This is a genomic window from Pseudoflavonifractor sp. BSD2780061688st1 E11 (assembly GCF_005844125.1).
Classification (GTDB): Bacteria; Bacillota; Clostridia; order Lachnospirales; family Lachnospiraceae; genus Sellimonas; species Sellimonas catena.
The window spans coordinates 15,428-41,124 of record NZ_SPHM01000013.1 but is presented as its reverse complement, the minus strand read 5'-3'; the positions used below and the strand labels follow the sequence as shown (position 1 = coordinate 41,124).

The 25,697-nt window shown below is 53.5% G+C and carries 30 protein-coding genes; 19 read left to right on the top strand and 11 right to left on the bottom strand.

From position 1 onward, the window contains the following. Nucleotides 1-39 precede the first annotated feature (39 nt). Nucleotides 40-1,905, top strand: a complete 1,866-nt coding sequence (locus FGQ85_RS07770; RefSeq protein ID WP_347563069.1) for a type IV secretory system conjugative DNA transfer family protein — start codon at nt 40-42, stop codon at nt 1,903-1,905. Nucleotides 1,906-1,932: 27 nt separating this feature from the next. Beyond that, on the top strand, nt 1,933-3,489 hold the full coding sequence (locus FGQ85_RS07765; RefSeq protein ID WP_138373119.1) for a S1 RNA-binding domain-containing protein: 1,557 nt from the start codon (nt 1,933-1,935) through the stop codon (nt 3,487-3,489). A 478-nt stretch (nt 3,490-3,967) separates the two neighbouring features. Here FGQ85_RS07765 and FGQ85_RS07760 read toward each other — a convergent pair whose 3' ends face one another. The 3 genes from FGQ85_RS07760 to FGQ85_RS07750 are packed head-to-tail and all read right to left on the bottom strand — an operon-like array spanning nt 3,968 to nt 5,311. Next, nucleotides 3,968-4,615, bottom strand: coding sequence for a flavin reductase (locus FGQ85_RS07760; protein ID WP_015527897.1), 648 nt, complete (start codon nt 4,613-4,615; stop codon nt 3,968-3,970). A 33-nt stretch (nt 4,616-4,648) separates the two neighbouring features. After that, entirely contained in the window at nt 4,649-5,068 is a 420-nt protein-coding gene (locus FGQ85_RS07755) for a nuclear transport factor 2 family protein (protein WP_138373118.1), read from the bottom strand. An 18-nt stretch (nt 5,069-5,086) separates the two neighbouring features. Continuing rightward, nucleotides 5,087-5,311: a helix-turn-helix transcriptional regulator gene (locus FGQ85_RS07750; protein WP_138373117.1), complete on the bottom strand. Its 225-nt coding sequence runs from the start codon at nt 5,309-5,311 to the stop codon at nt 5,087-5,089. 446 nt (nt 5,312-5,757) lie between these two features. On the opposite strand from FGQ85_RS07750, the gene FGQ85_RS07745 reads away from it, so the two are divergent. The 6 genes from FGQ85_RS07745 to FGQ85_RS07720 all read left to right on the top strand — a co-directional run bounded on the left by FGQ85_RS07745 (nt 5,758) and on the right by FGQ85_RS07720 (nt 10,531). Further along, complete coding sequence (locus tag FGQ85_RS07745; protein ID WP_171027913.1) at nt 5,758-6,225, top strand: DUF4320 family protein; 468 nt, start codon at nt 5,758-5,760, stop codon at nt 6,223-6,225. Nucleotides 6,226-6,233: 8 nt separating this feature from the next. Beyond that, nucleotides 6,234-6,734, top strand: coding sequence for a hypothetical protein (locus tag FGQ85_RS07740; RefSeq protein WP_138373116.1), 501 nt, complete (start codon nt 6,234-6,236; stop codon nt 6,732-6,734). 72 nt (nt 6,735-6,806) lie between these two features. Further along, entirely contained in the window at nt 6,807-7,382 is a 576-nt protein-coding gene (locus FGQ85_RS07735) for a DUF6550 family protein (protein WP_138373115.1), read from the top strand. A gap of 80 nt (nt 7,383-7,462) precedes the next feature. Beyond that, nucleotides 7,463-9,163, top strand: a complete 1,701-nt coding sequence (locus FGQ85_RS07730; protein WP_138373151.1) for a hypothetical protein — start codon at nt 7,463-7,465, stop codon at nt 9,161-9,163. Next, entirely contained in the window at nt 9,135-9,644 is a 510-nt protein-coding gene (locus tag FGQ85_RS07725) for a prepilin peptidase (protein ID WP_138373114.1), read from the top strand. The genes FGQ85_RS07730 and FGQ85_RS07725 overlap by 29 nt, the downstream gene beginning before the upstream one ends. A 14-nt stretch (nt 9,645-9,658) precedes the next feature. Next, nucleotides 9,659-10,531, top strand: coding sequence for an RcpC/CpaB family pilus assembly protein (locus FGQ85_RS07720; protein ID WP_138373113.1), 873 nt, complete (start codon nt 9,659-9,661; stop codon nt 10,529-10,531). 34 nt (nt 10,532-10,565) lie between these two features. On the opposite strand, the gene FGQ85_RS07715 is transcribed toward FGQ85_RS07720, so the two are convergent. Continuing rightward, a complete protein-coding gene (locus tag FGQ85_RS07715) occupies nt 10,566-11,990 on the bottom strand; it encodes an ATP-binding protein (RefSeq protein WP_171027912.1) in 1,425 nt (474 codons plus the stop codon). A 106-nt stretch (nt 11,991-12,096) separates the two neighbouring features. Here FGQ85_RS07715 and FGQ85_RS07710 point away from each other — a divergent pair, with 106 nt between their 5' ends. From FGQ85_RS07710 to FGQ85_RS07665, 11 genes are all read left to right on the top strand, one after another. Further along, nucleotides 12,097-12,900 (top strand): ParA family protein, encoded by an 804-nt coding sequence (locus FGQ85_RS07710; RefSeq protein ID WP_138373111.1) that lies wholly within the window; start codon nt 12,097-12,099, stop codon nt 12,898-12,900. Then, nucleotides 12,893-14,269 (top strand): CpaF/VirB11 family protein, encoded by a 1,377-nt coding sequence (locus tag FGQ85_RS07705; protein ID WP_138373110.1) that lies wholly within the window; start codon nt 12,893-12,895, stop codon nt 14,267-14,269. Before FGQ85_RS07710 ends, FGQ85_RS07705 begins: the two co-directional genes overlap by 8 nt. Before the next feature lie 3 nt (nt 14,270-14,272). Next, nucleotides 14,273-15,205: a hypothetical protein gene (locus FGQ85_RS07700; RefSeq protein ID WP_138373109.1), complete on the top strand. Its 933-nt coding sequence runs from the start codon at nt 14,273-14,275 to the stop codon at nt 15,203-15,205. Next, a complete protein-coding gene (locus FGQ85_RS07695; protein ID WP_138373108.1) occupies nt 15,202-16,080 on the top strand; it encodes a hypothetical protein in 879 nt (292 codons plus the stop codon). Before FGQ85_RS07700 ends, FGQ85_RS07695 begins: the two co-directional genes overlap by 4 nt. A 198-nt stretch (nt 16,081-16,278) precedes the next feature. Beyond that, nucleotides 16,279-16,425 carry a hypothetical protein gene (locus tag FGQ85_RS18335; RefSeq protein ID WP_171027911.1) on the top strand — a complete coding sequence of 49 codons (147 nt, stop codon included), beginning with the start codon at nt 16,279-16,281 and terminating at the stop codon, nt 16,423-16,425. Nucleotides 16,426-16,476: 51 nt separating this feature from the next. After that, nucleotides 16,477-16,698 (top strand): DUF6133 family protein, encoded by a 222-nt coding sequence (locus FGQ85_RS07690; protein WP_138373107.1) that lies wholly within the window; start codon nt 16,477-16,479, stop codon nt 16,696-16,698. 89 nt (nt 16,699-16,787) lie between these two features. Further along, nucleotides 16,788-17,135: a hypothetical protein gene (locus FGQ85_RS18765; RefSeq protein WP_243128507.1), complete on the top strand. Its 348-nt coding sequence runs from the start codon at nt 16,788-16,790 to the stop codon at nt 17,133-17,135. Between the two features lie 60 nt (nt 17,136-17,195). Then, nucleotides 17,196-17,612: a zinc-finger-containing protein gene (locus tag FGQ85_RS07680; RefSeq protein WP_087231458.1), complete on the top strand. Its 417-nt coding sequence runs from the start codon at nt 17,196-17,198 to the stop codon at nt 17,610-17,612. A 14-nt stretch (nt 17,613-17,626) separates the two neighbouring features. Then, on the top strand, nt 17,627-18,202 hold the full coding sequence (locus tag FGQ85_RS07675) for a sigma-70 family RNA polymerase sigma factor (RefSeq protein ID WP_087231454.1): 576 nt from the start codon (nt 17,627-17,629) through the stop codon (nt 18,200-18,202). Between the two features lie 59 nt (nt 18,203-18,261). After that, nucleotides 18,262-18,963, top strand: a complete 702-nt coding sequence (locus FGQ85_RS07670; RefSeq protein ID WP_138373106.1) for a hypothetical protein — start codon at nt 18,262-18,264, stop codon at nt 18,961-18,963. Continuing rightward, entirely contained in the window at nt 18,960-19,454 is a 495-nt protein-coding gene (locus tag FGQ85_RS07665; protein ID WP_138373105.1) for a hypothetical protein, read from the top strand. Before FGQ85_RS07670 ends, FGQ85_RS07665 begins: the two co-directional genes overlap by 4 nt. A 46-nt stretch (nt 19,455-19,500) precedes the next feature. Here the strand turns inward: FGQ85_RS07665 and FGQ85_RS07660 are convergent, their stop codons facing one another. The 7 genes from FGQ85_RS07660 to istA all read right to left on the bottom strand — a co-directional run bounded on the left by FGQ85_RS07660 (nt 19,501) and on the right by istA (nt 25,135). Next, the gene (locus FGQ85_RS07660) at nt 19,501-19,707 is read right to left on the bottom strand and encodes a winged helix-turn-helix domain-containing protein (protein ID WP_243128506.1); all 207 of its coding nucleotides are present in this window, start codon (nt 19,705-19,707) and stop codon (nt 19,501-19,503) included. 51 nt (nt 19,708-19,758) lie between these two features. Further along, complete coding sequence (locus tag FGQ85_RS07655) at nt 19,759-21,441, bottom strand: recombinase family protein (protein WP_138373104.1); 1,683 nt, start codon at nt 21,439-21,441, stop codon at nt 19,759-19,761. A 116-nt stretch (nt 21,442-21,557) separates the two neighbouring features. Continuing rightward, nucleotides 21,558-21,824 (bottom strand): DUF6870 family protein, encoded by a 267-nt coding sequence (locus FGQ85_RS07650; RefSeq protein WP_138373103.1) that lies wholly within the window; start codon nt 21,822-21,824, stop codon nt 21,558-21,560. Nucleotides 21,825-21,950: 126 nt separating this feature from the next. After that, on the bottom strand, nt 21,951-22,151 hold the full coding sequence (locus FGQ85_RS07645) for a hypothetical protein (protein WP_138373102.1): 201 nt from the start codon (nt 22,149-22,151) through the stop codon (nt 21,951-21,953). Between the two features lie 334 nt (nt 22,152-22,485). Then, nucleotides 22,486-22,920, bottom strand: a complete 435-nt coding sequence (locus tag FGQ85_RS07640; RefSeq protein ID WP_138373149.1) for a sigma-70 family RNA polymerase sigma factor — start codon at nt 22,918-22,920, stop codon at nt 22,486-22,488. A 95-nt stretch (nt 22,921-23,015) separates the two neighbouring features. After that, complete coding sequence (locus FGQ85_RS07635) at nt 23,016-23,825, bottom strand: ATP-binding protein (protein WP_138373101.1); 810 nt, start codon at nt 23,823-23,825, stop codon at nt 23,016-23,018. Then, entirely contained in the window at nt 23,822-25,135 is a 1,314-nt protein-coding gene (gene istA / locus FGQ85_RS07630) for an IS21 family transposase (RefSeq protein ID WP_138373100.1), read from the bottom strand. Before istA ends, FGQ85_RS07635 begins: the two co-directional genes overlap by 4 nt. Between the last annotated feature and the right edge of the window lie 562 nt (nt 25,136-25,697).

The window sequence follows — 25,697 nt, the reverse complement described above, 5'->3', positions numbered from 1 at the left end:
ATCCTTGCGGTTCTCTATGCAGGCGGCTTTCTGGGGCAGATATTGGGCAACTACGCAGCATGGAAACAGGGTGGCGGCATCCCCGGAGACGGCACATCTCCGGCGGCAGCGTCGCCCAATTTTTTTACCTGCCTGACCTCTGTTCTCCATCCGCCCTATGGGGTGTATGGGGTGCTGATCTGCATTGGCCTGCTGGCGATCCTGCTGCTCATGGTCATGCGGATGGGCTACAGTGATACCGGCGAGTATGACACGGACCGGAACTTTGTCTATTCGGCCAAGGGCACCTATGGCACCTCCGGCTGGATGGGCCGCAAGGAAATGAAGGGTGTTCTGGACCTGGTGCCGGATCTGCGCAAGCACAAGGGCATTGTGCTGGGGATGCTGGACGGGAAAGCCGTCTGTATTCCCGAGAATCCCCGTATCAACGGCAACCTGGCCGTGTACGGCTCCAGCGGAAGCATGAAGACCCGGTCGTTCTGTATGAACCGCATCCTTCAGGCGGTAATCCGTGGGGAATCGCTGATCATTTCAGATCCGAAAAGCGAACTCTATGAAAAATCCAGCGAATACCTGCGGGAGCAGGGCTATTGCGTCAAGGTTTTCAACTTGGTGCTGCCGGAAAATTCAGACAGCTGGAACTGCCTTTCCGAAGTGGAAGGGCAGGAACTGATGGCGCAGCTTTTTGTGGATGTCATCATCAAGAACACCAACAGCACCGGCAAGGGCGACCACTTCTGGGACTCCTGTGAGATGAACCTTCTGAAAGCCCTTGTCCTCTATGTGGACCAGAGCTATGCGAAAGAAAACCGGAATATCGGTGAGGTGTACCGGCTGCTGACGCTGAACGGGGAATCCGACTTGGATAGCCTGTTTGATGTTCTGCCGCCCACCCATCCGGCCAAAGCCCCCTACAGCCTGTTCAAGCAGGCCAGCGACACGGTGCGCAGCGGCGTCATCATCGGCCTTGGCTCCCGCCTGCAGGTGTTCCAGTCGGAACTGATTAAGAAGATCACCACCCGGGATGAGATCGACCTGGAGCTGCCCGGTCAGGAGCGGTGTGCCTACTTCCTCGTTACCAGCGACCAGGACAGCACCTTTGATTTTCTGGCAAGCCTGTTCCTGTCCTTCTGCTTTATCAAGTTGGTGCGATATGCAGACAAGAACTGTGAGGGCGGCAAGCTGCCGGTTCCCGTCCATATCCTGGGGGAAGAGCTCACTGCCTGCGGGACCATTCCGGATCTCTCCCGCCGTCTCAGTGTGATTCGATCCAGAAACATATCCATGAGCTGCGTCTTCCAAAACCTTGCGGGTCTCCAAAACAGATACCCGCTTAATCTTTGGCAGGAAATTTTGGGAAACTGTGATGCGCAGCTGTTTTTGGGTTGCACAGACAGCCTGACAGCGGAATTCATCTCCGAGCGCACTGGTCTGGCCTCTGTGTCAGTGTCCAGTAAATCCAAGCAGCTGGGCACCTGGCGCATCTCCAATTACACGCCGGAATACCGGGAGACCTCTGGCGTCGGCAAACGGCCCGTCCTCACCCCGGATGAAGTGCTTCGTCTGCCGATTACGCAGGCGCTGGTCATTATCCGCGGCCAAAAGGCCCTGAAGGTGGAGAAGATGGACTACTCCAAGCACCCGGAATCGTCCAAGCTCCGCGACTGCAAAGCCTCGGCGCACATTCCTGAATGGCGAAAATTGGAGGAACAGGCGCAGCCAAAGCCTGCCACCGCACCGTCCCCGCCCCCCAAGCCGAAGGAAAGCACCCCCAAGAAGCCGGCGGCAAAGAGAAAACCGAAATCTTCCGGTACGCCGGCTGCCCCGAAATCGCCCCCGTCATCGCCTGCTTCCGAGGCCCCGGACGGGATCATCACCACAGACAAGGACTCGATCCTTTCTTAAATTCACATCATAGGAGGTTTTTTACTTATGGCAACCAAGAAAAAGGAATTGCTGGAGCAGGAAAATTCCGCTCCTGAGACCACGGTTCCCGTGGAGAATACTCCGCCCCCTGATGAAGCGCAGGCTGATATGGCGGCGCCCGCTGATGGCGGCGATTTGAATGAGCTGCTGGCCTCTATGGACCAGCCGGATGAAGAGGCAACCACCATTGAGGATGACGGCAGCCTCCCGGAACTCACCGAAAGCGAGATGTTTGGTGAGATGGACACCGATACTACGGCGGCAGACGCCCTTCCCGGCGAGAACGACACCGCTGCTCTGATGGACGCCCCCGACAGTGATGATGGCGAAGATGCCTCTGCTGTTCCCGCTGACGATGGTGCGGCCGATGTACCCGGTGAGCCTGTTTCTGAAGCGGCTGAGGAACCGGAACCGCCCAAGCCCAAGCGGGCCACCCGCAGGAAAAAGACCGCGCCGGCCGAGAATACGGCGCCGATGGACGAAATCTCCGCAGAAACAGAGACCCTTGAGCCTGCTCCCGCAGCGGAAGATGCGCTGGCTGATGATAGCGAAGCGGCTGCAGCTGAAGATTCTGCCTCTCTGGCCGAACAGCCTGCTGAGGCAGCCCCTGCTCCCACTTCTACTCCCAGGCGCACCGCCGCTCCCCGCCGCGGCGAGCCCTCGATCCTGACCATCCGCAGTCGGGAAGATGTGGAGACGCAGGAAGACCGTGAGGACATCATCTGGCATGAGATCCACAACGCCTACCGCACCCGCCGCATCCTCACCGGCAAGCTGGGCGGCATTGAACAGCTGGACAACCGCAAGACGGTGGCTGTGGTGGACTACAAGGGATTCCGCATCATCATCCCCCTGAAGGAAATGATGATCAACCTGGGCCGCAGCCCTTCCGGCCAGGAATACACTGACCTGATGCTGCGCCAGAACAAGATCCTGGGGAATATGCTGGGCGCCGACATTGACTTTGTGGTGCGGGGTATCGACTCCAAGACCCGCAGCGTGGTAGCCAGCCGCAGGGAGGCCATGATGCGCAAGCGCCAGACCTTCTATTTCGACCTTGACCCCGATGGGATGTACCGCGTCTACGAGGGCCGCATTGTCCAGGCCAGGGTCATCGCTGTGGCGGAAAAGGTCGTCCGTGTGGAGGTGTTCGGCGTGGAATGCTCCATTCTGGCCCGCGACCTTGCCTGGGACTGGATCGGCGACGCCCATGAGCGGTTTGCTGTGGGCGACGAAGTGCTAGTCCGTATCCTCAGTGTACGGCGCAACAGCCTGGAGGACCTGGGCATCCGGGCCGACATCAAGAGCACTTCGGAAAACACTGACCGGGACAACCTGCAGAAGTGCCGCATCCAGGGCAAGTATGCCGGAAAGGTCACCGATGTTCATAAAGGCGTGGTCTATGTCCGGCTCGCCAATGGAGTCAATGCGGTAGCCCACTCCTGCTACGACTACCGGATGCCCGGAAAGAAGGATGATGTGTCCTTTGCCGTCACCCGTCTGGATATGGAGCGTGGCGTGGCCGTGGGCATCATCACGCGGATCATCCGGCAGAACCTGTAATACAAATATGGAAGCCCCCATTCTGGCAGCACACTGCTATGTGCGATTAGAATGGGGGCTTCTTTAGTTTCGAGGAATATTTTTTCTTATGCCGCTTTTGAATAGTCCTCTTCTATGACATGCCATAAAGAACACCCACAAAAGCAAGAAGTGTAACGGACAAAATTGCTACTCTGATTTTTTTCATTTTATATCCCTCGATTCACTCCCTCCGAAGAGCTCACCATTTTCGATCACTCATTCCTCAGTTAAACTGTATCTTCTAACAGCTGAATTCGTACAACATCTGTAATCGTTGCCGGCGTAGTTTCCTGTATTTCTCCAATAAAGGTTATTGCAATAAGGTCTCCTTCTTTTAACGACGAAAACTCGATAACACTACCGTGCCATTCTAATCTCGTTTCACCATATACCGGCAACAAAAATTCCGTTCAATATTTTTTCCAACTCCGGGAATTTCCTGCAATTTACCCATTTTCTAATCTAACCTTTCTATCTTTACCGTAGCAATCGCAGATTGGTTTGGTTCCCCGGTGACAAGGTTTTGTGGTGCCGGTATTAACATCATAAAACCATCTTTTCCATATCTCTGCTCATAGCCTTGTGCATATTCTTTCTCAACAGAAATGTGTTGCACTTGGCCGATAACCATAGCTGCTATTCCTGCGCCGCTTAAATCCTGTGTTTCCTTCAAGGTACATTCCATATTGATAAATGCCTCTTGAATGACTGGTGCATGAATGGTTTTTGCATTGGAAAGCGTAAAATGACCTACTGCAAATTCGTCTGTTTCCATATCGTTGTGTTTAATTGTGTCTACCAACTTATCATAATAGCTTATCGGGAGAAAGTTGATACAAAAGCATTTTTCCCTTTTGATATTGGCATAGGTGTGGGTATGCTGATATAGATTTCCCATTACTGCGAAGAAAGCAGTTTTATCCCCATGAAAGCAACTCCATGAATGGAAGCAGACATTCGGTTTCCCGTTTTCTTTCCATGTAGTGATTGCGAACAAAACTGTTGGTATTCCTGCGGATACTTCAAAATGTGAAAACAACTCAAATTCTTCTGGATATGAAGGTTTGAAATACTGTGGGAAATCTTTTTCAATTTCTATCTTCATTACGTCACCTCCATAAGTTAAAGCATGACTGTATTAAAACCACTTTGCATTTTCATCTCTGAAACGTGGGCTATTGCCATCTTTATAAGGGTCGTACCGATTTTCGTTACAACCAAATTCTTTTAAGAGGGCAATTTTATCATCTGATGTCCACTTAATCAGCGACATTCCTTCAAATGCTTCTACGTTACCGGCGTTCATCTTATTTTTGAAATACCATTCAACAATGGTTTGGTTACCTTTATGGAAAAATTGTTTGATGTCCCATTGTAAGACAGTTCCACGAGTATTCCATTCTTCAAACCAAAGTTTTATTTTCTTGGAACCGTGATACTCTGGCCCCCAACTTTCAATATATACGGCGTTATCAGAAAACACGTCAAATATACCTAAATCTTTTTTTGCAAGCCACATATCAAACCAAAGTCTGATAATTCTTTCTCTATTGTCCATTTCGCAATACCTTCTCCGTCAATTTAATATTTCCGCTTCTTCGTCCTGCTCCAACTCAATCACATCCAAAATTCCACAATTCAGGGCTTCGCAGATACGAACCAGCGTTTCCATGCTGATATTCTTGCCTTTGCCCATGTTGGCAATCATATTTGTGGTAAGACCGGCGGCAATCCGCAAGTCCTCTTTCCTCATGTTTCGCTCAACCAGTGTGTGCCAGAGGGGTTTATAGCTTATGTGCATTTATCCTCCTGCCTTTCTCCCGGTTCCGGGGTTCCTGTTCCCATTATATCAAAGTTCTTGCTATCCCACAAACATTTCTTGACACAACCGCCGGTTCCGTCTGGATTGTGCTTTTCCTTTCTTCTCTTGATTACATCTACTTAGCCATAAGAGCCATAAGCTGGTTGAATCACTGCTGTAATTGTGCGTAGGATTTCTCGTGAGCATCATGCAGACCGTATAGAACTCGTCTCCGTTGCTTCGACAATCACACATTATTTTTAAATAAGATGATGTGTGATTGTCATTCCTGCTTTTAACAACACATTGAATTGGCACAGGATTGCCCATACATTGGCGCAGTCCTGCCCTTTCGCCGTAAATCCAAATCTGCTATACTTGGTACAGTCAAAACTTTGTAATGCAGCCGTTCCGGTCGGGACGGCTGTTTTCATTTGTAAGTAAAGGTGGTGGTTCACATTCATACTTTCCTGCAAAAAGTCCGCAGGACATTTAAGAGCGAACGGGGCGAGGCCAACTATTTCTCCACGGTGGTGTTCATCTTCATCGCCGTTATCCTGCTGGCCTTTATCATCGACCTGTTCGGCATCATCTCCACAAAACAGGAGTTAGACCATGCGGCAGATCAGATGGTCAAGCAGATCCAGCTGTCCGGCGGCATCAACAGCGAGACCGACTCGCTCTTTGACTTCCTGTGCTCGGAGATTGAGGGCGCGGAGAATATCACATACTCCATCGACGCCACATACAAGACGCCTACGCCGTCCGGGATGTCCCGGGCCATCCAGTTGGGGACCCCTTTCTACATCACCATTGAGGGCGAGGCCAAGCTGGGCGGCTTCTGGAACCTGGATCTGGTCAACATCACGGTGGTAGCACGCGGTTCCGGCGTCAGCGAGCACTACTGGAAGTGAGGTGGCCTATGAAGCGTTTTCTTTCACGGCTGCGCCGGCCGCTTTGCAACGAGCGGGGCGAGATCACTTTCTTTGCCTGCTTTTTTGTAGTCGGGGTCGTCATGCTCATCTCTTTCCTGCTCCTGTACGCCTCGGTGCGGATCACCTGCATCAACATCCGCAACGGCGCCAAAATGGAGCTGAACAACCTGAGCGCCACCATCTATGCGGACACCTACCGCTCCCAGCGGGAAACCAACTTCGAGGAGTACCTGCGCACCCTCTATTCCAGCAATGACTATACGGAAATGCTGGAGGCCACTGTCGCCGGCGGCCTGGCGGAGAAGATCCCGCTCTACACAGAGGACTATGAGGTATCCGACATCAGCCTGGAGTTCAATGTGGTGGGCGACCGGGTGGAGTACATCTTCTATTGTGATGTGGAGTTCTATGTACGCATGTTCGGACACAATTACCCTACCATCACCCAGCGGGTGGAGCTGACCGGCTACCATAACACCAAATTTTAGCGGCGCTGTTGAAATCCAGTCAGCTCCGCAGTATAGGCTTTATATAACAGCAAAAAAGGAGTGTGCATACACATGAAGAAGTTTTTCCAATCCAAAGGCTTTATTGTTTCGGCCCTGGCTGTCCTCTGCGTCGCCATCCTGGGCGTCTGCTGGTTCGTGAGCCGGGACCGCACGGATGAATTCCGTCCGGATGAATCTCCTCCCAGCAGTACCAGCAGCGACTGGTCGGATGGCGGTGTGCAGTCTGTCGACGGAGGCGGGGGCGCAGATGCCTATGCGCCCGGTCAGTCTTCCAGCGCCGAAGAGGAATATCCCAAGGTGACCTCAGAATCTGAGGGCGAGGTTGAAATCGACTTTACCGATACGGAGAAGCCGGAAGAAACGCCTCCCCCTGTGCCGGAAGGCAAGACGGAGATCGAAGATCCCGGCGAAGAGCATGAGGTCAATCCCGACCCGGCAGTACCGGAAGTCACCGCCCCTCCCGCAGAGGAATCCACTTCCAGCAATGAGCCGGCCCCCGGCTCCAGCAATGGCAGCGGCGCTGTCTATGATCCGGTATTTGGCTGGGTAGTCCCCGGCGATGTGCAGCAGTCCACCGGCGACAGCGACGGTGACCTGAACAAGCAGGTCGGCAACATGGGCGGCTGACCACCTACAACTGAATATGGACCTGAAGGGCCGTCACAGGATTGTGGCGGCCTTCTTATTTTCAAGAAGAACGGAGCGTGATGTATTTGAAACGACTTCTCGCCCTCTTATGCAGCCTCGCCCTGGTGTTCTGTCTCGTCCCTTCCACGGCATTTGCATCAGGAGGCAACGGGAACATTGACGGTGGCGGCGGCGGGATGGGGCAAGGCACATCCTCAAACTTCTGGAATCCCGGCAACGATGGCGTGCGTATCACGGTTGTAGACGCAGCAAGCGGTGCTGCCGTGTCCTCACCGCTGGACTTTTCCAACCGGACGCAGAAAAGCAGCATCCTTCATTTTGGCAAAGTCAACAAGCTGCAGTACCTGAGCGGCACCGGCCTCTCCCTCCAGTCCGGGGTGGCCTATTCCTGCATCAAGCCCGCACAGTCCATGCCCACCATCGTCAGCAGCAAGGGCCAGAGCAACATTGACGCCATCAAGCGGTACTTCTGCTCAGAGTACGCCTGCATGATGGTTGCCCAGGCTGCAGGCGTGGACTATGAGCGGATGATCGCCGGCGAATATAAGCTGCTGATCGAGCCCATCGCCTACTTTACCCACAACAGCCAGTATTACTGCATGACGGCCACCGAGGCTGGCCTTTACGATCAGATGTCCGGCGGCAACCTGCGCCGGACCATGACTTCGCTGACCCATAAGAACCTGCCGCTGGCAATGTTTTTGGAGTTCAGTGACCTTGGTATTTCCGCCTGGACCGGCAACACCACCGGGACGCAGAACAATTCCGACATCATCAATACACTGGGCGTCGGCATCGTCTGGTTTGATGAAGCCCCGCCCGAGGGGGATATTGAAGCCCCCGATGTGGAGTACCGGGTAGATACCGATGTCATTACCTCTGTCACCTTGCGGACAGATACCGACCTGACGCCGGATAATCCCGCTTCGGTGACCTTCCACATCCTTGGCACCACCTACCGGGTCAACGATGTGGTGATTCCCGCAGGTGACAGCCAGGTGGTCTGGGTCAAGTGGCACACCCCTTCCACACCGCAGACAGTCACCATTACCGTATCCGTCAGCGGGGCCTATACCGCCCAGGATACCTTTGTGGCGGAAATCGTGGATCTGAATGAGCATATTCCGCCCGACCCGGTGGCGACTGATACCAACCCCGGTTATACGGTACCGTCCCTGCCCAACGAAACGCAGAAGCTCACCGCCAACTGGGGCGTCTGGAGCTGCTATTGGGTGCCGGTATGGGTCTGGTGCGACCATGGGGAAGACGGCGGGCACTGGGTCGATGAAGGCTATTGGGAATATGAGTACACCGGCTATTCTGCCTCCATCAGCGGCGTTATGTCCCTGATGCCGGACGATATCGTACCGACAGCCTCCGGAAAGTCCATGAAGAGCGGGTACGGCGTCAAGCAGGATGTGACCGCCACGCTCTCCACCGACGCGCCCACCAGCCACATCACCCATCCGCAGACGGCCTTTTCGGTGTTCCCGGAGTTCCAGTATGAAACCTATCTCCGCCTGCTGCAGCGGGTGTCCAGCGGCCGGAGCGCCAAATTCACCTTCCAGCCCAATGAGTTCTCGACTTACAGCCGGGAAGTGCACTTTACCCCCATCTGGTTCCCGGATGCGACGAACTACACCGTCTTCACCCAGGTCTGGGATACCTGGACGCCGGACGGGATGCTGAGTATCAACCTGAATGACTATGTTTCCATTGACGGGAGCCTCTATGATGACTGGTACACCAATCGAGAGTAATGTGTGGATGGCATACCTGCTCACTGTTTTTCTGGTGGTGACGGGTTTTGCCGTCTACGACATCCTATACAGGCGGGTGCCCGACCGGGCGCTCGTCTTTTTTATCCCCCTGGCCGCGCTGGCCCCGCTGATCCAGGTCTACTTCATTCTGGAGTATGACCGGATGCCCATTTTTATCTGGCCTGTTGTGACCGAGGCGCTGGTGGGTGCGCTGCTGGGCTTCTGCATCCCGCTGGCCGCTGCTATGGCGACCGGCGGCAGCGGCATGGGCGGCGGGGATATCAAATTCTGCGGGGTGCTGGGTCTGGTCTATGGTCCCTCCGGCATGGCCCTGGTATTTTTGGTAGCCGCCGGCTTCGCCATGCCGGTGGTGCTGCTGTACCGGCGGCTCTTGCGGAACAAACAGCCCACCGCGATCCCGTTTTTACCTTTTCTGGCCTGCGGCTGCTCTGTGGCGACGCTGGCTGAACTATTTTTATGACAGGAGAGATGCTTATGAAACTCAACAACCGATTTATCTTCGGCATTCTGTCCCTGGTTCTGGCGGCGGTCATCGCATTTGTGGCACTGCCCACCATTGCCCGGCAGACCAACGGCAAGACGGAGATCGTCCGCATCACCCAGCCGGTGCTGAAGGGCGAAAAGATCACCAGCGACAATGCCGAAGTCGTAGAAGTGGGCGGGTACAATCTCCCGTCCAATGTGGCCCACAGCATGGAGGATGTGGAGGGCCTGTATGTAACGGCCGAGCTGGCCGCAGGCGACTATATCCTCACCAGCAAGGTCAGTACTGTCCCTGTTTCCTCGGATGTGGCGCTCAACGACATCCCCTCTGGCAAGGTCGCCATTTCGCTGACTGTGAAAACGCTGGCCTCCGGCCTGTCGGATAAGCTGCAGCCGGGCGACATCATCCGCATTTATCACTTCTTGGAGACGGCGGAAGAGGTGCCGGAGCTGCGCTTTGTCAAGGTGCTGTCGGTCACCGACTCTGACGGTATCAATGTGGACAACACCAAGGAGCCTACCGAGGACGAAGAGCCGCAGCAGTCTGCCACCATCACTGTGCTGGCAAGCCCGGAGCAGGCCCGTATCATCACTGAGATGGAAAATGACGGCGTGGCCCATGTGGCGCTGATCTCCCGCAACAACGACCAGCTGGCCGAGGAACTGCTGGCCGAGCAGGACAAGACGCTTCAGGAGATCTACTTCCCCGAAACACTGGTTGAGGAAAATGCTGAAAGCCAGGATGGTGGAGAAGCCGCTGAAGGCGCCGCAGATGGCGAGTCCACAGGCGAGACCGGCTCCGATGGGGCGGAAGGCGGTACGGAAACAACTCCTGCGGACAGCATCCCGGAAGACGGCGAATAAAAATGGGCGGTGAACAGATTCACCGCCCGTTTCCTCACTGCTGGTTAGAAAGATGATCCTCGTTAATCAGGAAAAGCTGTGGATTTTCTTTTCCCAAGTCAACAAGACGCTGGGTAAAACCGCTTTTAGAAAATATCCCAAAAATAGGCTGATAGCCTTTCCATACCTTTTGGATTTCACCAGAAGCCTGCACCTTATCGCGGAGAGCAAAAAATACAGGCGCATCCACCGGCTTATTGTGGTATTTGCACTCGCCTGCAAAGAATCGCTTGTTTTGATGGTCCACCGCCATCACATCAATTTCCGTATCGCTGTCCAAATCATTCAGCCAGTAAGCTCCGATCCGCGAGGGAACAAAGTCAATGACACCTTCCCTGCAAAGGTCTGCAAAAATGGATCTGCAGATATCTTCATAGGCGAAGGCCACAAACTTCTGTACGAAGTCTTTTCGGATTTCATCCAGAACAATCTGCGTATTGTCCAGTTCCAGTTCCCCTTTATATGGATAGACATACCGGAACCAGAAACGCACAAAGTTATCAGAGATGAAATAAAGGCCTTTACGGGACTTCTCCGGATTTTTCTCCGTAACCGGCGTTTCCTTCACGACAAAGCCAAGGTCGCTGAGCGTGGAAAGATATGGCGTCAGCGCGGAAGTTTCTGTCCCCAGAGCTCCCGCAATTTTCCCCAGCTTGTGGTTTCCATCCGCCATCACGCGGATAATGGAAAAATAGTTGACAGCGGATACCACTTCATCTTTCAGCAGAAAGTTTGGTTCTTCATACAGAAAACCGTTCTTCGAGAGAACCGCAGACTCCACCTGTTCCAGCAGTCCTTCCTGATCGTTGAAAAACTCCAGATATTTGGGTACGCCGCCGGTAATCGCATATTGCTCCACCGCACGCTCAAAAGAAAGATGCTGAGCGGCATACACATCCGGGAACGACAAAGGCGCCAACCGGATCTGTGCAGTCCGGCGGCCATACAGGGGGCTGTCATAAGACAGCGCGTGTTTTTGCATCATTCCAATCAAGGAGCCGCAAAGAATCAGCATCACATTGCTGTCCTTGAGAACCTCGTCCCAAGCGTTTTGCAGAATAGACGGGAACGCCGGATTGGACTTAACCAGATAAGGAAATTCATCAATAATCAGGACTTTCTTTTCCTCCGGCCGGAATTCCGCAATGATATGGAACAAATCCAGCCAGTCGGAAAAGGCTGCACGCTGCAGCAACGGATTCTGTGTTACCCGGGACACAACACCAGACAGCCGTTTTATGCTTTGTGATTCCACTTCCTCCGTTGCGAGAAAGTAGAATGCCAGCTTACCCTTGATAAATTCTTTAATCAGCGTTGTTTTTCCTACACGCCGCCTGCCGTAAATCACAACAAAGCTGCTGTCTTTTTGGTATTCCCTTTCAAGAGACTCCAGTTCTCGTTGTCTGCCGATAAACTTCATGTTAACGCCTCCTTTATCATAATTCATTTTATGATAATCTATCTTATATTATACATTTGTTTTGCTAAAAGTCAAGGGCATTCCGCCCTTGGGAAAGGAGCTTCCTATGGGAAAAGTCATTACCGTCTGGGGCAGTCCGGGGAGCGGGAAAAGCATGTTTTCCTGCATCCTGGCAAAAGCCCTGACCCGCGACAAGCGGAAAGCCATCATCATCAATGCGGAAATCAGCGTCCCCATGCTCCCGGTCTGGCTGCCGGAGCAGATCATTCAGACCAATGCCTCGGTGGGGCAGGTCCTGAGCAGCGTAGAGATCGACACCTCTCTGGTGGCAAGCCATGTCACGGTGCTCAAAAGCTATCCCTTCATCGGCCTGATGGGCTATTCCGCCGGTGAGAATCCGCTGAGCTATCCGGAAGTCAAATATGCTATGGTACTCCAGCTGGTCAACGCTGCCGCCAGGCTGGTGGATTTCGTCATTCTGGACTGCAGTTCCAGCATGACCAATGTGTTCACTCCGGCAGCAATCGAGTCCGGTGATCTGGTCATCCGCCTGCTTACACCCGACTTAAAGGGCGTCAACTATCTGAAAGCCCATCAGCCCCTACTGGTAGATGGCCGGTTCCATTATGACCGGCACATAACTTTTGCCGGCATGGCCCGCCCCTTCCACGCTCTGGATGAGATGGGCTATATCATCGGCGGTTGGGATGGGCTGCTGCCCTACGGCAAGGAAATTGACCGCTGCGCCACCGAAGGCGGGATGTTCCAGGCCATCAAATACTGCAATCCCAAGTACACCGCCTCGCTCAACAAGGTGCTGGACGCTTTGGAGCAGATGGAGCTGGCCGAGCAGGCGGCAGAGGATGCGGACGACGAGGACGAGTTCGAGGAGGATGACGCCGATGAATAATCTCAACGACATATTCTTCGCGCCGGCGGCCAACCAGGACCTGACCTATGACCAGGTGCTGGAGGATGTGCAGCGGTATTTCGCTGAAAATCACGCCTCCACCATTGCCGAGGCCGGCGAGGGCAACGCCGAGCGGGCCACCACACTGCTCAAAGAGCTGATGGTGCAGTACATCGTCAAGCGGAAATACGCCATTGAGGGGCTGACCACCGAGGAACTGTGTGAAAAGCTCTACGAGGATATGGCCGGGTACTCCTTCCTCAAGAAATGGATCTACAAGCCCGGCATTGAGGAAGTCAACATCAACGCCTACAACGACATCGAAGTGATCGAGGCCGGCGGGCGCAGCATCAAGATCCCGGACAAGTTTTCCTCCCCGCAGCACGCCATTGATGTGGTGCGCCGTATGCTCAACGCCTGCGGCATGGTCATTGACGACACCATGCCCAGTGTGGTGGGCTTTCTGGACAAAAACATCCGTATCTCTGTGGATAAGACGCCCATTGTAGACCCGGATGTGGGCATCAACGCCTCTATCCGTATCGTCAACCAGCAGACAGTCTCCGAACAGAAGCTGCTGGATTCCGGCAGCGCCACCGCCGAGATGCTCCACTTCCTGATGGCCTGCATCCGGTATGGCGTCAGCGTGTGTATCGCGGGCTCCACCGGCTCCGGCAAGACCACCATCATGGCATGGCTGCTCTCCAATGTTCCCAACAACCAGCGCCTTATCACCATTGAGGAAGGCAGCCGCGAGTTTGATCTGGTCAAGCGGGATGAAAACGGAAATATCTTGAACTCCGTCATCCACCTGCTGACCCGGCCCAGCGAAAATCCGGCGCTGAACATCAATCAGGACTTCCTTTTGGAGCGGGTGCTGCGTAAACACCCCAATGTCATCGGCGTCGGCGAGATGCGGTCCGCCGCGGAAAGCCTGTCGGCGGCCGAAAGCTCCCGCACCGGCCATACCGTCTGTACCACCATCCACTCCAACTCCTGCAACAGCACTTACCGCAGGATGATGACCCTCGCCAAGCGCAAATACAGCATGGACGATGCCGTGCTCATGGAGATCATGGTAGAGGCCTATCCCATCGTGGTATTTACCAAGCAGCTGGAAGACCGTTCCCGTAAGATCATGGAGATTCTGGAGGGCGAGGACTACCGGGACGGGCAGCTCATTTCCCACACACTCTACAAGTTTGAGGTGGAGGACAATGTGACCGATGAAAAGGGCGAGGTCCATGTGGTAGGCCATCACCGGAAGGTGGGCCTGATCTCGGATACTTTGAAAAAACGGCTCCTTGACAACGGCATCTCCAATAAGGAGCTGGCGGAGTTCATGGACGCCCCGAAGGAGGTGGATTAAAGGTTGCAGTGGATCTACATCATTTGCTTTGCGCTGATCAGCGCGGGCCTCCTAGCCCTGTTCGGCGTGCGGCCGGGGGATTTTATCGACGCCCTGTTCCGCTCCCAGCGCAAGGCAGCTACTCTGTCTGACGAACTCAATGTCCTGATGGGCACGCCCGCCAAGGGCTTCTTCAACCAGGACTATGAGCTGAAGCAGATTTTGAAAGGCACCGGCCGCTCCGACCGCTATGAGGCGGTCAAGCGGCTGTCGCTGATCCTGTTTGCGGTGGGCGCTGTACTGGCGCTGCTCATCAACAATGTGTATATGGTGCCGATCCTGGGCATTGGCTTTTCGCTGGCCCCCATCTGGTATCTGCGCAGCACAGCCGCCAGCTACAAAAAGCATATGAATGAGGAACTGGAGACCGCTATCTCCATCATCACCACCTCTTACCTGCGCACGGAGGACCTGATCCGGGCAGTCAAGGAAAACCTGCCCTACATCAATGAGCCGGTGAAGGCCAACTTCGAGGCATTTGTGTACGAGGCGGAACTGATCAACGCCAACCTGACCAGTGCCATCAACTCGCTGAAGATGAAAGTCCCCAACCGGGTATTTCATGAGTGGTGCAACATCCTCATTCAGTGCCAGTCTGACCGCTCCATGAAAAACACGCTGCCCACCATCGCCCAGAAGTTCAGCGATGTGCGTGTGGTGCAGTCTGAACTGGAAGCCATGATGCAAGGGCCGCGCCGTGAGGCCATCACGATGATGTTCCTGGTGGTCGCCAATGTACCGCTGCTTTACTTCCTCAATGAAGACTGGTTCCATACGCTCATCTTCACCACACCCGGCAAAATTGCCCTGGCGATCTGCGCGGCCATCATTCTCTTTGCCCTGACGCAGATTATGAAGCTGAGCAAGCCCATTGAATACGGAGGTGACGGCGCATGACCCTTTTAGCACTTGTGGCGATCATCTTCTTTGGTTTTGCCACCTACAACCTGACCTGCGCCTTTGTGGATATTCCCACAAAGAAGACCTCCCGCATGATGATGCTGGCCCGCAAGCAGCAGGGCGTAAAGGCCGAGAAGCTGCTGGATGTCTACATCACCAAAATCGCCGGGTTGATCGCCCCGTACCTGAAGCTGGATAAGCTCAAGCGGAACAAGCTGCAGCGGGCGCTGGATATTGCCGGCCTGGAACTGACGCCGGAGATCTACACGGCCCGGGCCTGGGTCACGGCGGGCGCCGTCGGCCTCTGCTCTGTCCTGATGGTGTTTCTGGTGCCGCTGATGGTTCCCGTACTGATCGGGCTTGCGGTGGCGCTGTGGTTCTCGACCTATTACAGTGTCTTTGATTTCGTTAAGAAGCGCCGCAAGCTCATTGAAAGCGAAATCCCCCGGTTTGCCCTGACCATTGGGCAGAACCTGGAGAACGACCGGGATGTGCTGAAGATCCTGACCTCTTACCGCCGGGTAGCAGGCAAGGACTTCGGCGCGGAGCTGGACCAGACCATTGCCGACATGAAAACCGGCAACTATGAAAATGCCCTGATCCATTTTGAGACCCGCATTGGCAGCCCTATGCTGTCTGATGTGATCCGCGGCCTGATTGGCGTACTTCGCGGCGACGACCAGCGGATGTATTTCAAGATGATCTGCTTTGACATGAGGCAGATCGAGCAGAACAATTTGAAAAAAGAAGCAGCCAAGCGCCCCAAGAAGATCCAGCGCTACTCCATGATGATGCTCATTTGCATTATGATCATCTATCTAGTGGTCCTCTGCACCGAGGTCATGAGTTCCCTGGGCGCTTTCTTCGGCTGACAGGTATCCGCCCTCACCTCTGGTGTGGGCTTTCCATATACCCGCTCCCACCCGGTAGCGAATCTACGATGGAGGTGATGTTTTGTACCGCAGTGGGTTCCCATAGCAGCCGCTATGTCGGCTGCCTTCCATCCATTTCCCCAGGGCCGACCTGCTCCCAGGCCGGTCCTGAACCTACCGTCTGAACAGGAGAAATCCATGTCGAAGAAAAAATATATTCCGCCTGACGGCGAAGATGGGCGGCGGCGCCGGTTCCGGTGGCTTTTGCGCCAGAAGCCGAAAGCGTATCCGGACAGGCTTCGCTCCAACAAAAACAGCCTGCTCAAGCCTATCCGCCGGTCCTGACCGGCCATAACCATACCAAAATCCAATATCACATTTACAGGAGGTATTTCCATGAAGAAGTTTACCAGCTGCATCCGCAGCAAAGCGAACGGCCTCGCGCTTCGGACCCGTATGGCGCTCTCCAACCAGCGCGGCGATTTCTACATCTCTGATGCGGTCAAAATCATCATCGCCGTTGTGCTGGGCGCCTTGCTGCTGGCGGCCCTGACCCTCATCTTCAACGATACGGTCATCCCCCGGATCACGCAGGAGATCGAGGGCCTGTTCGCTTAAATGCCCGTCAGCGGGGATCAGCCTGTGGACATCCACAGCTGGTCCCCGCTTTTTTATTTTTCAAAATGTAGGATAACGGAGGTGCAGACATGAAAACATCCTGCAAATTTTATTCCTTTCTGCGGGCCGTCCGTGGGAACTGGCGCAATGCCATCTTTGTCAGCTGTGGCTGCGATACCTGTGTGTATGGCCGGGAGAAGCCCTGTTCCGGATTCCTGCTGACAGTGGATGAGTGCGAGCAGGTCATGCTTCTGCCTGCGGAAACCATCCATGAGCTGACTGGCGAGGAAGTAGAGCCCGCCGAGTGCAGTGCCGTTCTGTCGCGCCGCTCTTTTGACGCCGCCTTTTCCAAGTACATCGAATGGCATACGCCGGACCCTTCCGCATGTACGCTCAGGCAGCTATGCCTGGACCTCAGCTGCAGTCAGAACAGCTGATTTTTACACAGAAAGACGCCATCGCGCCGCCTTTGGCGCGTCTTTGGAGGTGATGATTTTATGATGAAGCAAAAACCTATCAAATGTCCTTATTGCCACGCCAATGCCTCGCTCCGCCCGGCCAGCGTGGTTTATGGCTTGAACCGCCGCTCCCAGGGAAAATTTCTCTACCTCTGCGACCGCTGGCCCGCCTGCGACGCCTATGTGAGCGCCCATGACAGGACGCACCGACCTATGGGAACTTTGGCAAATGGAGATCTCCGGCACAAGCGCATTTTGGCGCACCGGGCATTGGAACAGCTACAGCAGAGCCGGCACATGGAAAAATGGGAGGTCTACATCTGGCTCCAGGCGAAGCTGGGGCTGGATGAACGGCAGACCCATATCGGCCAGTTTTCCGAATGGATGTGCGATGAGGTCGTCCGCCTCTGCAGGCAGGCCTCAGCTCCTCCCGCCGCCGGACAGGCGGCAGCCTGATGGGAGGTGAGTACATGACCAGTCTGACGAAACAGCAGCAGGAACTCGTTGCTCAAAACCTGCCGGTGGTGCATTGGGTGATCTGCGATTATATCCATGTGAATCCGACTATCTGCGGCCTGGAGTACAGCGATCTGTTCCAGGAGGGGTGCGTCTGGCTCTGCAAAGCTGCGGCCACCTATAAGGACGATGGGCGAGCGCAGTTTACTACTTACGCCAAAACAGTCGTAAAAAACGGGCTTCTGTCCTATTGCCGGACGATCTGCAACAGGGGCAAGATGTTCAGCCGCCTCATTATTGGAGAGCATGGGGAACTGGCCGCTGACGGCGAAGCCCTGAAGCCGCAGTCCGACGTATTTGACACCCAAGTGTCCCTGATGGAAACGCTGTCGCTTCTGGAAGCCAGCAAACAGGACTATGACGGTGTGGCCCGGCTTGGGATCGAAGCCCTGGCGCTCAAGCTCCAGGGGATGCGGGTCACGGATATTGCGGAACTCTACCAGGTTCCGCCCTCCCATGTGGGTGCATGGATCTCGCGTTCAGTCGCCAAGTTGCGCAGTGACCCCCGCTTTCTGGCAAGCCTGCTTTGATTTTGTTGAAAACCACGGCCTTCCCGCAGTAAAGGATATATAAAAGGAGGCATTGATCGATGGAACAGAAAACTTTATATACTGCAATCGGCCGTCTGGAGCGGGAAACAAATGGCTGCGGCCGGTCCTGCCCGGTCATCCGCCTTGGCGGTCAGCCCTACATGGTGGATATGCAGGAGCTGGTCGTTTGGACTGCCCTGAATTGGCGGATCTCCAAATGGGAGGATATTTCTTTTCAGTGTGATAAGCTGGCCTCATCTATGGGCGGTGCTGTCAGCCGGCCTTGGGATGACTGCGTGAACCGCCTGCTTACCCGCGGCCTGCTGGTTTCCGGCTGCGGGGAGACCGAATACGATGCGCTGTATGATCTGTTGAGTTCCCTGGGCATCATCCCCACCAGCGGCTCTGCCCTGGTGCGCGGCGTATCGTTTATGAAGCTGGTATTCAGCCGTCGGGTTTCAGTCAGGCAGGCGCTGAAGCTGTTTCGCAAAGACCGCCGGACCGACTATGAATCCCGCGTCATGCGGCTTTCCCGGCAGGCCCTGCTTTCCACTGCGGAGATCATCAAATGTGTGGAGCAGGATGTCTTCTCCCTCCCCAGCGAGCGGGTCCTGATGGAGAAGGTGTACGGCGACAGCGAAACCACCTGCCAGAATATCGCCAGCCTGATGAAGAACAGCCGGAGCAGCCAGGCGGTAACGCTGGCCGTTGCCAACCTGTATCTGCGCCAGCAAATCATTTTTGAAAGGATCAGTACATGAAATACCAATGGAGCCAATTTCCCTTTGTCCTGCGGCGCAAGATCCTGCTGACATTCCTGGCCGGGATCGCCAGCATAGCAGTCAGCCTTGTGATCTTCACTGTCACCGCAGACCGCATCCTTCTGGTGCTGGGTGGACTTATTTTTGCCGCTTCTCTGGTGCTGGGCAGCAGCCTATGGCGCACCGCCGCCCGGGGCCAGTACGAAGTGGTAGAAGGAATCTGCGCCGGCGTCAGTACCCCTATGCTGCGTCGTTACCGCAAGATCCAGCTGATTGATGAACAGGGGTCGGAGCGCACCTTGCTGTTGAGCAAAACCGCCAAGTTCCAGATCGGCGCCCGCTACCGCTTTTATTTTCAAAAAGGGAGCCGGCCTGCCGTCGGAAACGACTATCTGGATGCTGCCCTCTCCACCAATAGTTTCCTTGGATATGAGGTACTGGAGGACGCAGCCTCCTGTGCTGAAAATATGGAGCAAACACCCCATGAGTAGAAATAGGGATACGGCACCAAAGCCATAGCTTCAGTGCCGTATCCCTCTATTTTGTTATTCTCATACGGTAGCCGTGGCCTCGGACAGTTTCGATGATGCTAGTGCCCAGTTTCCGGCGGAGTTTATAAACCATGCTGGAGATTCCCGTCCAGCTTGCGTCATAGGAGTCCGCGGCAACAGCCTCGTAGATCTGGCGGGCAGAAAATACCTGCCCTGGCCGGCGGGCCAACAGGAGCAGAATATCAAACTCCATATGATTAAATCTTATTAGGAAAACACACTGCCAGAAAGGATGTAGCGGGACTCAGCCCGCCACGGCGGGAATTTCAGAAGTGTTAATTTCAATGTATTCTGCTATCTTACGAAATTCATCAGCGAATTTGCATTTAACGCTGATATTTCCATTTTCGTAAACCTTGATATGGTCTACAAGATCAATGAGAGCCTCCCGGGTTAGTTTGTCGATGTTCTGGTATTTCATAAAGGCCACCAGCGCCGGGTGCTCATTGTCAACACCGTTTGCCAGTTCTGCCCGTTCAGCGGTCAACCGTTCCAGCACATCAGAGAGGGCCGCTACCTGCCGTTCATAGTCGGCTTTCATGCTTCGATAGTCCTGTTGGGTAATTTCCCCGTCTTTCCAGTCTTGATAAAGAGACTGCTTGTAGCGGGTGATTTTCGCCAGTTCCTTTTCCTTTGTGGCAATCAGCTCGTCCAGTCTGAAAGACTGGCTTTTTTTCGTTGGAGCCGAATTGATACGAGCAATCGCCTCAGAATGAGAAACGGCTAAATGTACCTGGTACTGAATACCGAATAGAACAGCGGCCTCCAGCCGTTCATGCTTGATTGAGTGCATGGTGCAGGCTGTCCGGGAACGGTTTTTGTAAGTAGAGCAGGCATAATACACATGATTGTTTTTACTAACGCAACGAGTGACTGCCCGGCCACAATCGGCACATTTCAGAAAGCCGCTGAACAAATGGACTTTCCGGCCTTCGGGAGAAGTTCGGGTGTCACGCTTTAACAGAGCCTGCACCTTGTCAAAGGTTTCATAGTCGATAATGGCTTCATGCGTTCCAGCTACTTCTACCCATTCTTCACGGGGAACCGTTTCAATCTGGTGTACCTTATAACTTTTTACCCGGCTACGGCCTTGTGCCAAATCCCCGGTATAGGTGGGATTGGTAAGTATTGCATGGATCATCCTGCCGCCCCACATAGGCTCATCATAGCCTCTTGTAGAAACAGGCAGGCCCTTGAGTAGTTTATACGCAGAGGGACTCGGGACGCCATGCTCATTCAAATGCAGAGCGATGGCCCGTTTCGATGTTCCTTGCAAGAATAGCGAGAAAATGAGTTTGACCGTTTCAGCAGCATCCGGATCAACAATCAGTTTGTGTTTGTCTTTTGGGTGCTTAATGTACCCATAAGGAGCGAAAGCTCCGATGTATTGACCGTTGCGCCGCTTATAGTCAAATACCTGGCGGATTTTCTTTGAAGTCTGATAGCAATAGTTATCATTCATTACATTTGTTATCGGAACGATAATATTAGAAACGCTATCCGGGTTTGTAAAGCTATCCACATTTTCCGCAAGACTGATAAACCGGACACCCATCTGTACAAACAGGTTGTCAATCAGACTTCCCGCATCGCTGTAATTCCGGGCAAAACGGGAAAGGTCTTTTACCACAACACAGTTGATTTTCCCGCTCATTACATCGGCCAGGAGCCGTTGGAAATCTTCGCGGTTGGCATCTGTTCCCGTGTGTCCATCGTCCACATATTCGGAAACGCTTTCAAATTCCTCGATGTGCTTTTGATAAAAGTCATTCAGCAGGTCGCGCTGGTTTTTAACGCTGTTGCTATCGTCTTTTCCTTTTTTCAAATCTTCTTTGGAAAGCCGGATATATTCGCCCAGCCGCCAGCGCCGGATTGTATAAGAGGGGGAGAAACTCTGTTGAACCCCTCTGTTTTTTGTTCGTGGCATTGTTCCTCCTTCCCTATCACATTACACTTACATTATACCTCTGTCCCGTAGGGACAACAAGGATGGCTCCGCCTCGGGACATTTTGTCTCGAAGTAGGCGCGGGCCATAACCGAAGTTACAGCCCGCTTTTTTGACGGATCAAAAAGTCCGTCAAAATATCCTGGAGGGATGGCCCATTTTCTGTAAATTCCATTTTTACACCGATACCGCCGATGCTGAAGCAGTACGGATTTTGGGCAACTTGCAAAAACCTTATGACTCGCTCTTTTCGGGAAAGGGCATTATCAAAGGTCATACCGCTCACATCGGGCAGAGACTCGGGGGAGACTGCGCCAATGTCAACGCTTTTCATTCGTTCCAGTTCCTGTGCGGTTAATCTCACGGTAAAACCTCCTTTGTTCAGATTGATAAACGCCTCCCGGTTGTCCTGTGGGGAAACGCGAAAAGGCGGCACTGCACAAGTGCCGCCCTTTGGCCTGTCCTCACATCGGGACACAATGTCTCGAAGTTAATAGGGGCCGTTTTCGTAATGGTGCTGGGCATCGTCCAGCGTTTTGAAATCAAATACATAGTGGAGCTCACCGACAACGCGCCGGATGTCCTCGGGGGAAAAACCGCAGTTTTCCATCGCATAGATCACATATCCCCGGCAGGCGTTGTTGCTCCACGGCTCGGCCAGCATAGCGGCCAATACGGGATCGTATTTCATTTTCTAATTCCCCCTTTGATAAAATTTAGGGAACGCCGCGCCCATTTCCTTGACCTGTCCAAAGACAACTATACTCGGCGCGGCGCTCCCACGCAGACGAGAGGGCGGCCCGGAGGGACAGGCGGCCAGCCTGTCCACTGCCGGATCGTGGCCGTGGGATGGCCCGGCCCACTTGCGGCGCTGGTGTTGTTCGCTCATTTTCTTTTAGAAAAAGTCACCGCGCACCCGCCGCCTGGCTCCCCGGATCATGCTCGGGGCCGCCCTTGTTCATCTACGGAGAAAAGAAAACCTCCTCTCATAAACCGAGACATTTTTGGATGATATTCGGACTGGTTCATTGGGATTTTTTCAAATATTTTTTCATATTCTCCAAACCACGCTCCACAGCCCGCCGCACCGCGCTTTCGTGAACACCTTCCGCTTCGGCCACCTCAGAATAGGTCTTGCCAAGAATGACACAGGCATCTACACGGCGGCCTTGGGCTTCGGGCAGAGAGTTAAGCGCGTTCCACAGACGGATAAAGAGTTCCATGCGCTCCAAGAGCTCCTGGGGCGTGGGCTCATGCAGGCAGGCCGAGTATTCGATCCCGTCATCACAGTCCAAAGAATACTGCGCCTTGTGCCGGGAGAGCCGCCGCTGATAAGCCATCTCATGGCGGGTATCAGCCAAAAACACTTCGGCCACCTCGTCAGAAACCTCGATAAACTGATCCTGCGTGTGCCAATAATAAAAATCTTTCAGATGTTGGCGTCGGGAGATCGCGACCATATTTTGTCGGGAGTATTTAACCAATTTTTGTCGGAAAAGTCGGAGCCAGCAGAATAAATAAAAAGAGTGCCAACAACCCAGCACTCATAAATTGGTTACTCCTGCGCCACTACCGGCTCAACCGCAGGTATCTTGCCTGTTTGCAAAGAAACGGTCTCCAGTTTCTTTCCCCGGAAACTTTCACCACGCAGCTTAAACACAGTAGCATCGTCAAAGATGCGGTCCAGCGTACACAGCAAGGTAGCGTCTTCCTCAAAATCCTCGCGCCAGAGAGCCGGGTTCTTGTTGCTGGTGAAGATCATATTGAAACTGCCTTCTTTGTTGTATCGCCGGTCAATCAGGTCAAAGAACAGCCGGGTATTCTCTTTGTCAAAGGCACAGTGGCCAATCTCGTCAATAATCAGGCAAGAGGGGCGCACAAGACCGTTGAGGCAGGAATCGGTCTTTCCGGAACGTCTGGCTGCCGTGAATCGGTCCCGGAGTTCAGATGCCTTAATGAAATAGGTCTTCAATCCGTGCTGGCAGCAGGCGTAGCCGAAAGCCTGTGCCAGATGTGTTTTACCTGTACCTGCCGGACCAATAAAGGCTAGGTTTCGGTGAGAGTAGATGGCATTCAAGGACGCCAGAACCTTCAGACGCTCCACATCTCTCCCTTTGAGCAGCGAAAAGTCAAAATTTTCAAAGGTCTTGGGTGCTTTTGTGGGAAGACGGCTCATCTTCAATAAAGTCTGAATAGTGGTCTGTTGCTTCTTTTCACTGAGATAGGAGAGAAGCGCCTGCACAGCTTCCATTCCAGCTTCCGAGAATTCCCGGTCTTCTGCAAACAGTGCGAATTCCTCCGCGGAAAGATCCAGCTTCAAAACAGAAGCAGCGGACGCCACCTGCTCAAAGATTGTTTCCTTCATACCTGGTCCTCCTTGTCAAAATCAAATTTGGCAAAGGAGAGATCCTGTGAGGGCTTTGGAAGCTGTAAAATCTGTGTTTGTACAGGCGCTGTGGGAAATTCTTCTGGCTGTGCCAAGGATTCGTACTGTCCTTCACAGAAACTGTCGGTGCGGCTCCAGGTAACAGTATGTGTAGCCAGCAGTACCTTCAGATCAGCAGAATAGATGTGCAATAAATCACCGCTGCGCTCTACTCTCGCCGTTGCGCCCGGATAGCTGTAAGGTACTCCGAAACGTCGGCCTTCGTAATTTACAAAGCCGTCAAAGGAGATCTTTCTTTCCGGACAGAGATAGAATCGGACAGAATCCTCCGGCACCATACGCAGCTGTTCTCCGCATACAGTTTCGTGAATCTTTTGAGGCGCACCATCCACCGTACGGCGGTATGTTCCGTTCTGTTTGTTGCACCATTCCAGCGCCTGCCAGTTGAGATCTGTAAGATCGCAGAACACTCGGTCAGCCAGGAAATTGTCCTTCACGAAGCGAACCAACCGCTCCACCTTGCCTTTGGTAAAGGGATGCCGCGGCTTGCAAAGCTTTGTCTCGAAGGCCAGGGCTTGCATAAAAGTCTCGTAGTCTTTCTGCCAAACTGGATGTCCCTCCAGATCCCGGTGCAGCACTACACTCTTCATATTGTCGGTTAACACATAGCGTGGAATCCCCATGTACTGGAAAGCGTGGATCATCCCAATAAACAGGTTTTCCTGTCGGGCATTGGGGAAGAACTCAATATACCGCTGTCCACAATGGTGGCAGATCATGGTAAAGCAGGCAACTCGGTAGGTTTGCCCATTGTAATCCAGAACATCAGTGAATCCCCAATCCATCTGGTAAGCTTCACCGGGCTTTGTGACGTACCGGCGGCCACGGTTTCCCTGCGCCGCAACCAACTGGCGCTTGGCTGGAATAAGGTGTTTGTGGGCGGCGATATACTCTTTTACAATGGTTGCCCCGCCTTCAAAACCGGCCTGTCGCAAACTCTCCAACACTACAGAGGAGTTCTTGACTCCTTGGCGCAACAAACTGTCCAACAGGCCGGTATAACCGCTGAGTTTTGTGACCGTATGTTTACTGCCTTTGGTGCTCCGAGGCAAATCTTGGAAGCTGTTTTTCTTGAGTCTGCGCAGTCTGCTACGAGATACGCCGGTTCGTCGTTCTAATTCGGCCAAGTTGATACGTTCCAGGGAAAAGGAGTCTCCCTGGAACGCCTTCATTTCTTCTATGGCTTGTGCTATACTTGGTGCAAAGCCATTACCATTTTGCTCTTTCATCGCTATTCCTTTCCGCTGGGTTGTTGGCACTTTCCAGTGTACAGGATTTAAAAGAGCATCGGTAGTGGCTTTATCTTTTCCGACTAAATTTGGTCTCGAACGCCCGACACTTGAAGGTTAGTTTCTCCCGACCCGAATACAGATTGATTGTAGCCATAATAAACCTCCGTTTTGGTGTTGGGTGGATAAGTGACCGAAACGGGGCTCGGCGGGGAGCGGCACCCTGGGGAGCCACTCTGTACCTCGGGACACTTTGTCTCGAAGTACGGATAACAAAAAACGCCTGCGCGACACAAAGCCACGCAAGCGCATGAAATGATAAATCCATTTATGTACTGCCAAATTGCACATTTACCGCCGGACTGATCCTGCTGGCCGGGTGGGCTTTTTTTGACAGGTTAGGGGGATGGAAAAAGAAAAAGGCCACGGCGATACCTCCTTGATACCGCCGTATCCTTAAAAAAGGGCGACTTTAATACACCCTCCGAATTTCAATTTTTCAAAAGAAAATCGGCGGCTTTGAGTTATAAAATTTCAAAGCCGCCGTAAGGTAAACCAGTAG

Bases quoted from the DNA above. Each gene is read 5' to 3' on its own strand.
- FGQ85_RS07665 (WP_138373105.1), top strand. From the start codon at position 18,960: ATGAAATACCAATGGAGCCAATTTCCCTTTGTCCTGCGGCGCAAGATC.
- istA (WP_138373100.1), bottom strand. From the start codon at position 25,135: ATGAAAGAGCAAAATGGTAATGGCTTTGCACCAAGTATAGCACAAGCC.
- FGQ85_RS07765 (WP_138373119.1), top strand. From the start codon at position 1,933: ATGGCAACCAAGAAAAAGGAATTGCTGGAGCAGGAAAATTCCGCTCCT.
- FGQ85_RS07730 (WP_138373151.1), top strand. From the start codon at position 7,463: ATGTATTTGAAACGACTTCTCGCCCTCTTATGCAGCCTCGCCCTGGTG.
- FGQ85_RS07710 (WP_138373111.1), top strand. From the start codon at position 12,097: ATGGGAAAAGTCATTACCGTCTGGGGCAGTCCGGGGAGCGGGAAAAGC.
- FGQ85_RS18765 (WP_243128507.1), top strand. From the start codon at position 16,788: ATGAAAACATCCTGCAAATTTTATTCCTTTCTGCGGGCCGTCCGTGGG.
- FGQ85_RS07720 (WP_138373113.1), top strand. From the start codon at position 9,659: ATGAAACTCAACAACCGATTTATCTTCGGCATTCTGTCCCTGGTTCTG.
- FGQ85_RS07675 (WP_087231454.1), top strand. From the start codon at position 17,627: ATGACCAGTCTGACGAAACAGCAGCAGGAACTCGTTGCTCAAAACCTG.
- FGQ85_RS07705 (WP_138373110.1), top strand. From the start codon at position 12,893: ATGAATAATCTCAACGACATATTCTTCGCGCCGGCGGCCAACCAGGAC.
- FGQ85_RS07750 (WP_138373117.1), bottom strand. From the start codon at position 5,311: ATGCACATAAGCTATAAACCCCTCTGGCACACACTGGTTGAGCGAAAC.
- FGQ85_RS07670 (WP_138373106.1), top strand. From the start codon at position 18,262: ATGGAACAGAAAACTTTATATACTGCAATCGGCCGTCTGGAGCGGGAA.
- FGQ85_RS07695 (WP_138373108.1), top strand. From the start codon at position 15,202: ATGACCCTTTTAGCACTTGTGGCGATCATCTTCTTTGGTTTTGCCACC.
- FGQ85_RS07755 (WP_138373118.1), bottom strand. From the start codon at position 5,068: ATGGACAATAGAGAAAGAATTATCAGACTTTGGTTTGATATGTGGCTT.
- FGQ85_RS07690 (WP_138373107.1), top strand. From the start codon at position 16,477: ATGAAGAAGTTTACCAGCTGCATCCGCAGCAAAGCGAACGGCCTCGCG.
- FGQ85_RS07635 (WP_138373101.1), bottom strand. From the start codon at position 23,825: ATGAAGGAAACAATCTTTGAGCAGGTGGCGTCCGCTGCTTCTGTTTTG.
- FGQ85_RS07760 (WP_015527897.1), bottom strand. From the start codon at position 4,615: ATGAAGATAGAAATTGAAAAAGATTTCCCACAGTATTTCAAACCTTCA.
- FGQ85_RS07680 (WP_087231458.1), top strand. From the start codon at position 17,196: ATGATGAAGCAAAAACCTATCAAATGTCCTTATTGCCACGCCAATGCC.
- FGQ85_RS07655 (WP_138373104.1), bottom strand. From the start codon at position 21,441: ATGCCACGAACAAAAAACAGAGGGGTTCAACAGAGTTTCTCCCCCTCT.
- FGQ85_RS07725 (WP_138373114.1), top strand. From the start codon at position 9,135: ATGATGACTGGTACACCAATCGAGAGTAATGTGTGGATGGCATACCTG.
- FGQ85_RS07645 (WP_138373102.1), bottom strand. From the start codon at position 22,151: ATGAAATACGATCCCGTATTGGCCGCTATGCTGGCCGAGCCGTGGAGC.
- FGQ85_RS07660 (WP_243128506.1), bottom strand. From the start codon at position 19,707: ATGGAGTTTGATATTCTGCTCCTGTTGGCCCGCCGGCCAGGGCAGGTA.
- FGQ85_RS07640 (WP_138373149.1), bottom strand. From the start codon at position 22,920: ATGGTCGCGATCTCCCGACGCCAACATCTGAAAGATTTTTATTATTGG.
- FGQ85_RS07740 (WP_138373116.1), top strand. From the start codon at position 6,234: ATGAAGCGTTTTCTTTCACGGCTGCGCCGGCCGCTTTGCAACGAGCGG.
- FGQ85_RS07735 (WP_138373115.1), top strand. From the start codon at position 6,807: ATGAAGAAGTTTTTCCAATCCAAAGGCTTTATTGTTTCGGCCCTGGCT.
- FGQ85_RS18335 (WP_171027911.1), top strand. From the start codon at position 16,279: ATGTCGAAGAAAAAATATATTCCGCCTGACGGCGAAGATGGGCGGCGG.
- FGQ85_RS07715 (WP_171027912.1), bottom strand. From the start codon at position 11,990: ATGAAGTTTATCGGCAGACAACGAGAACTGGAGTCTCTTGAAAGGGAA.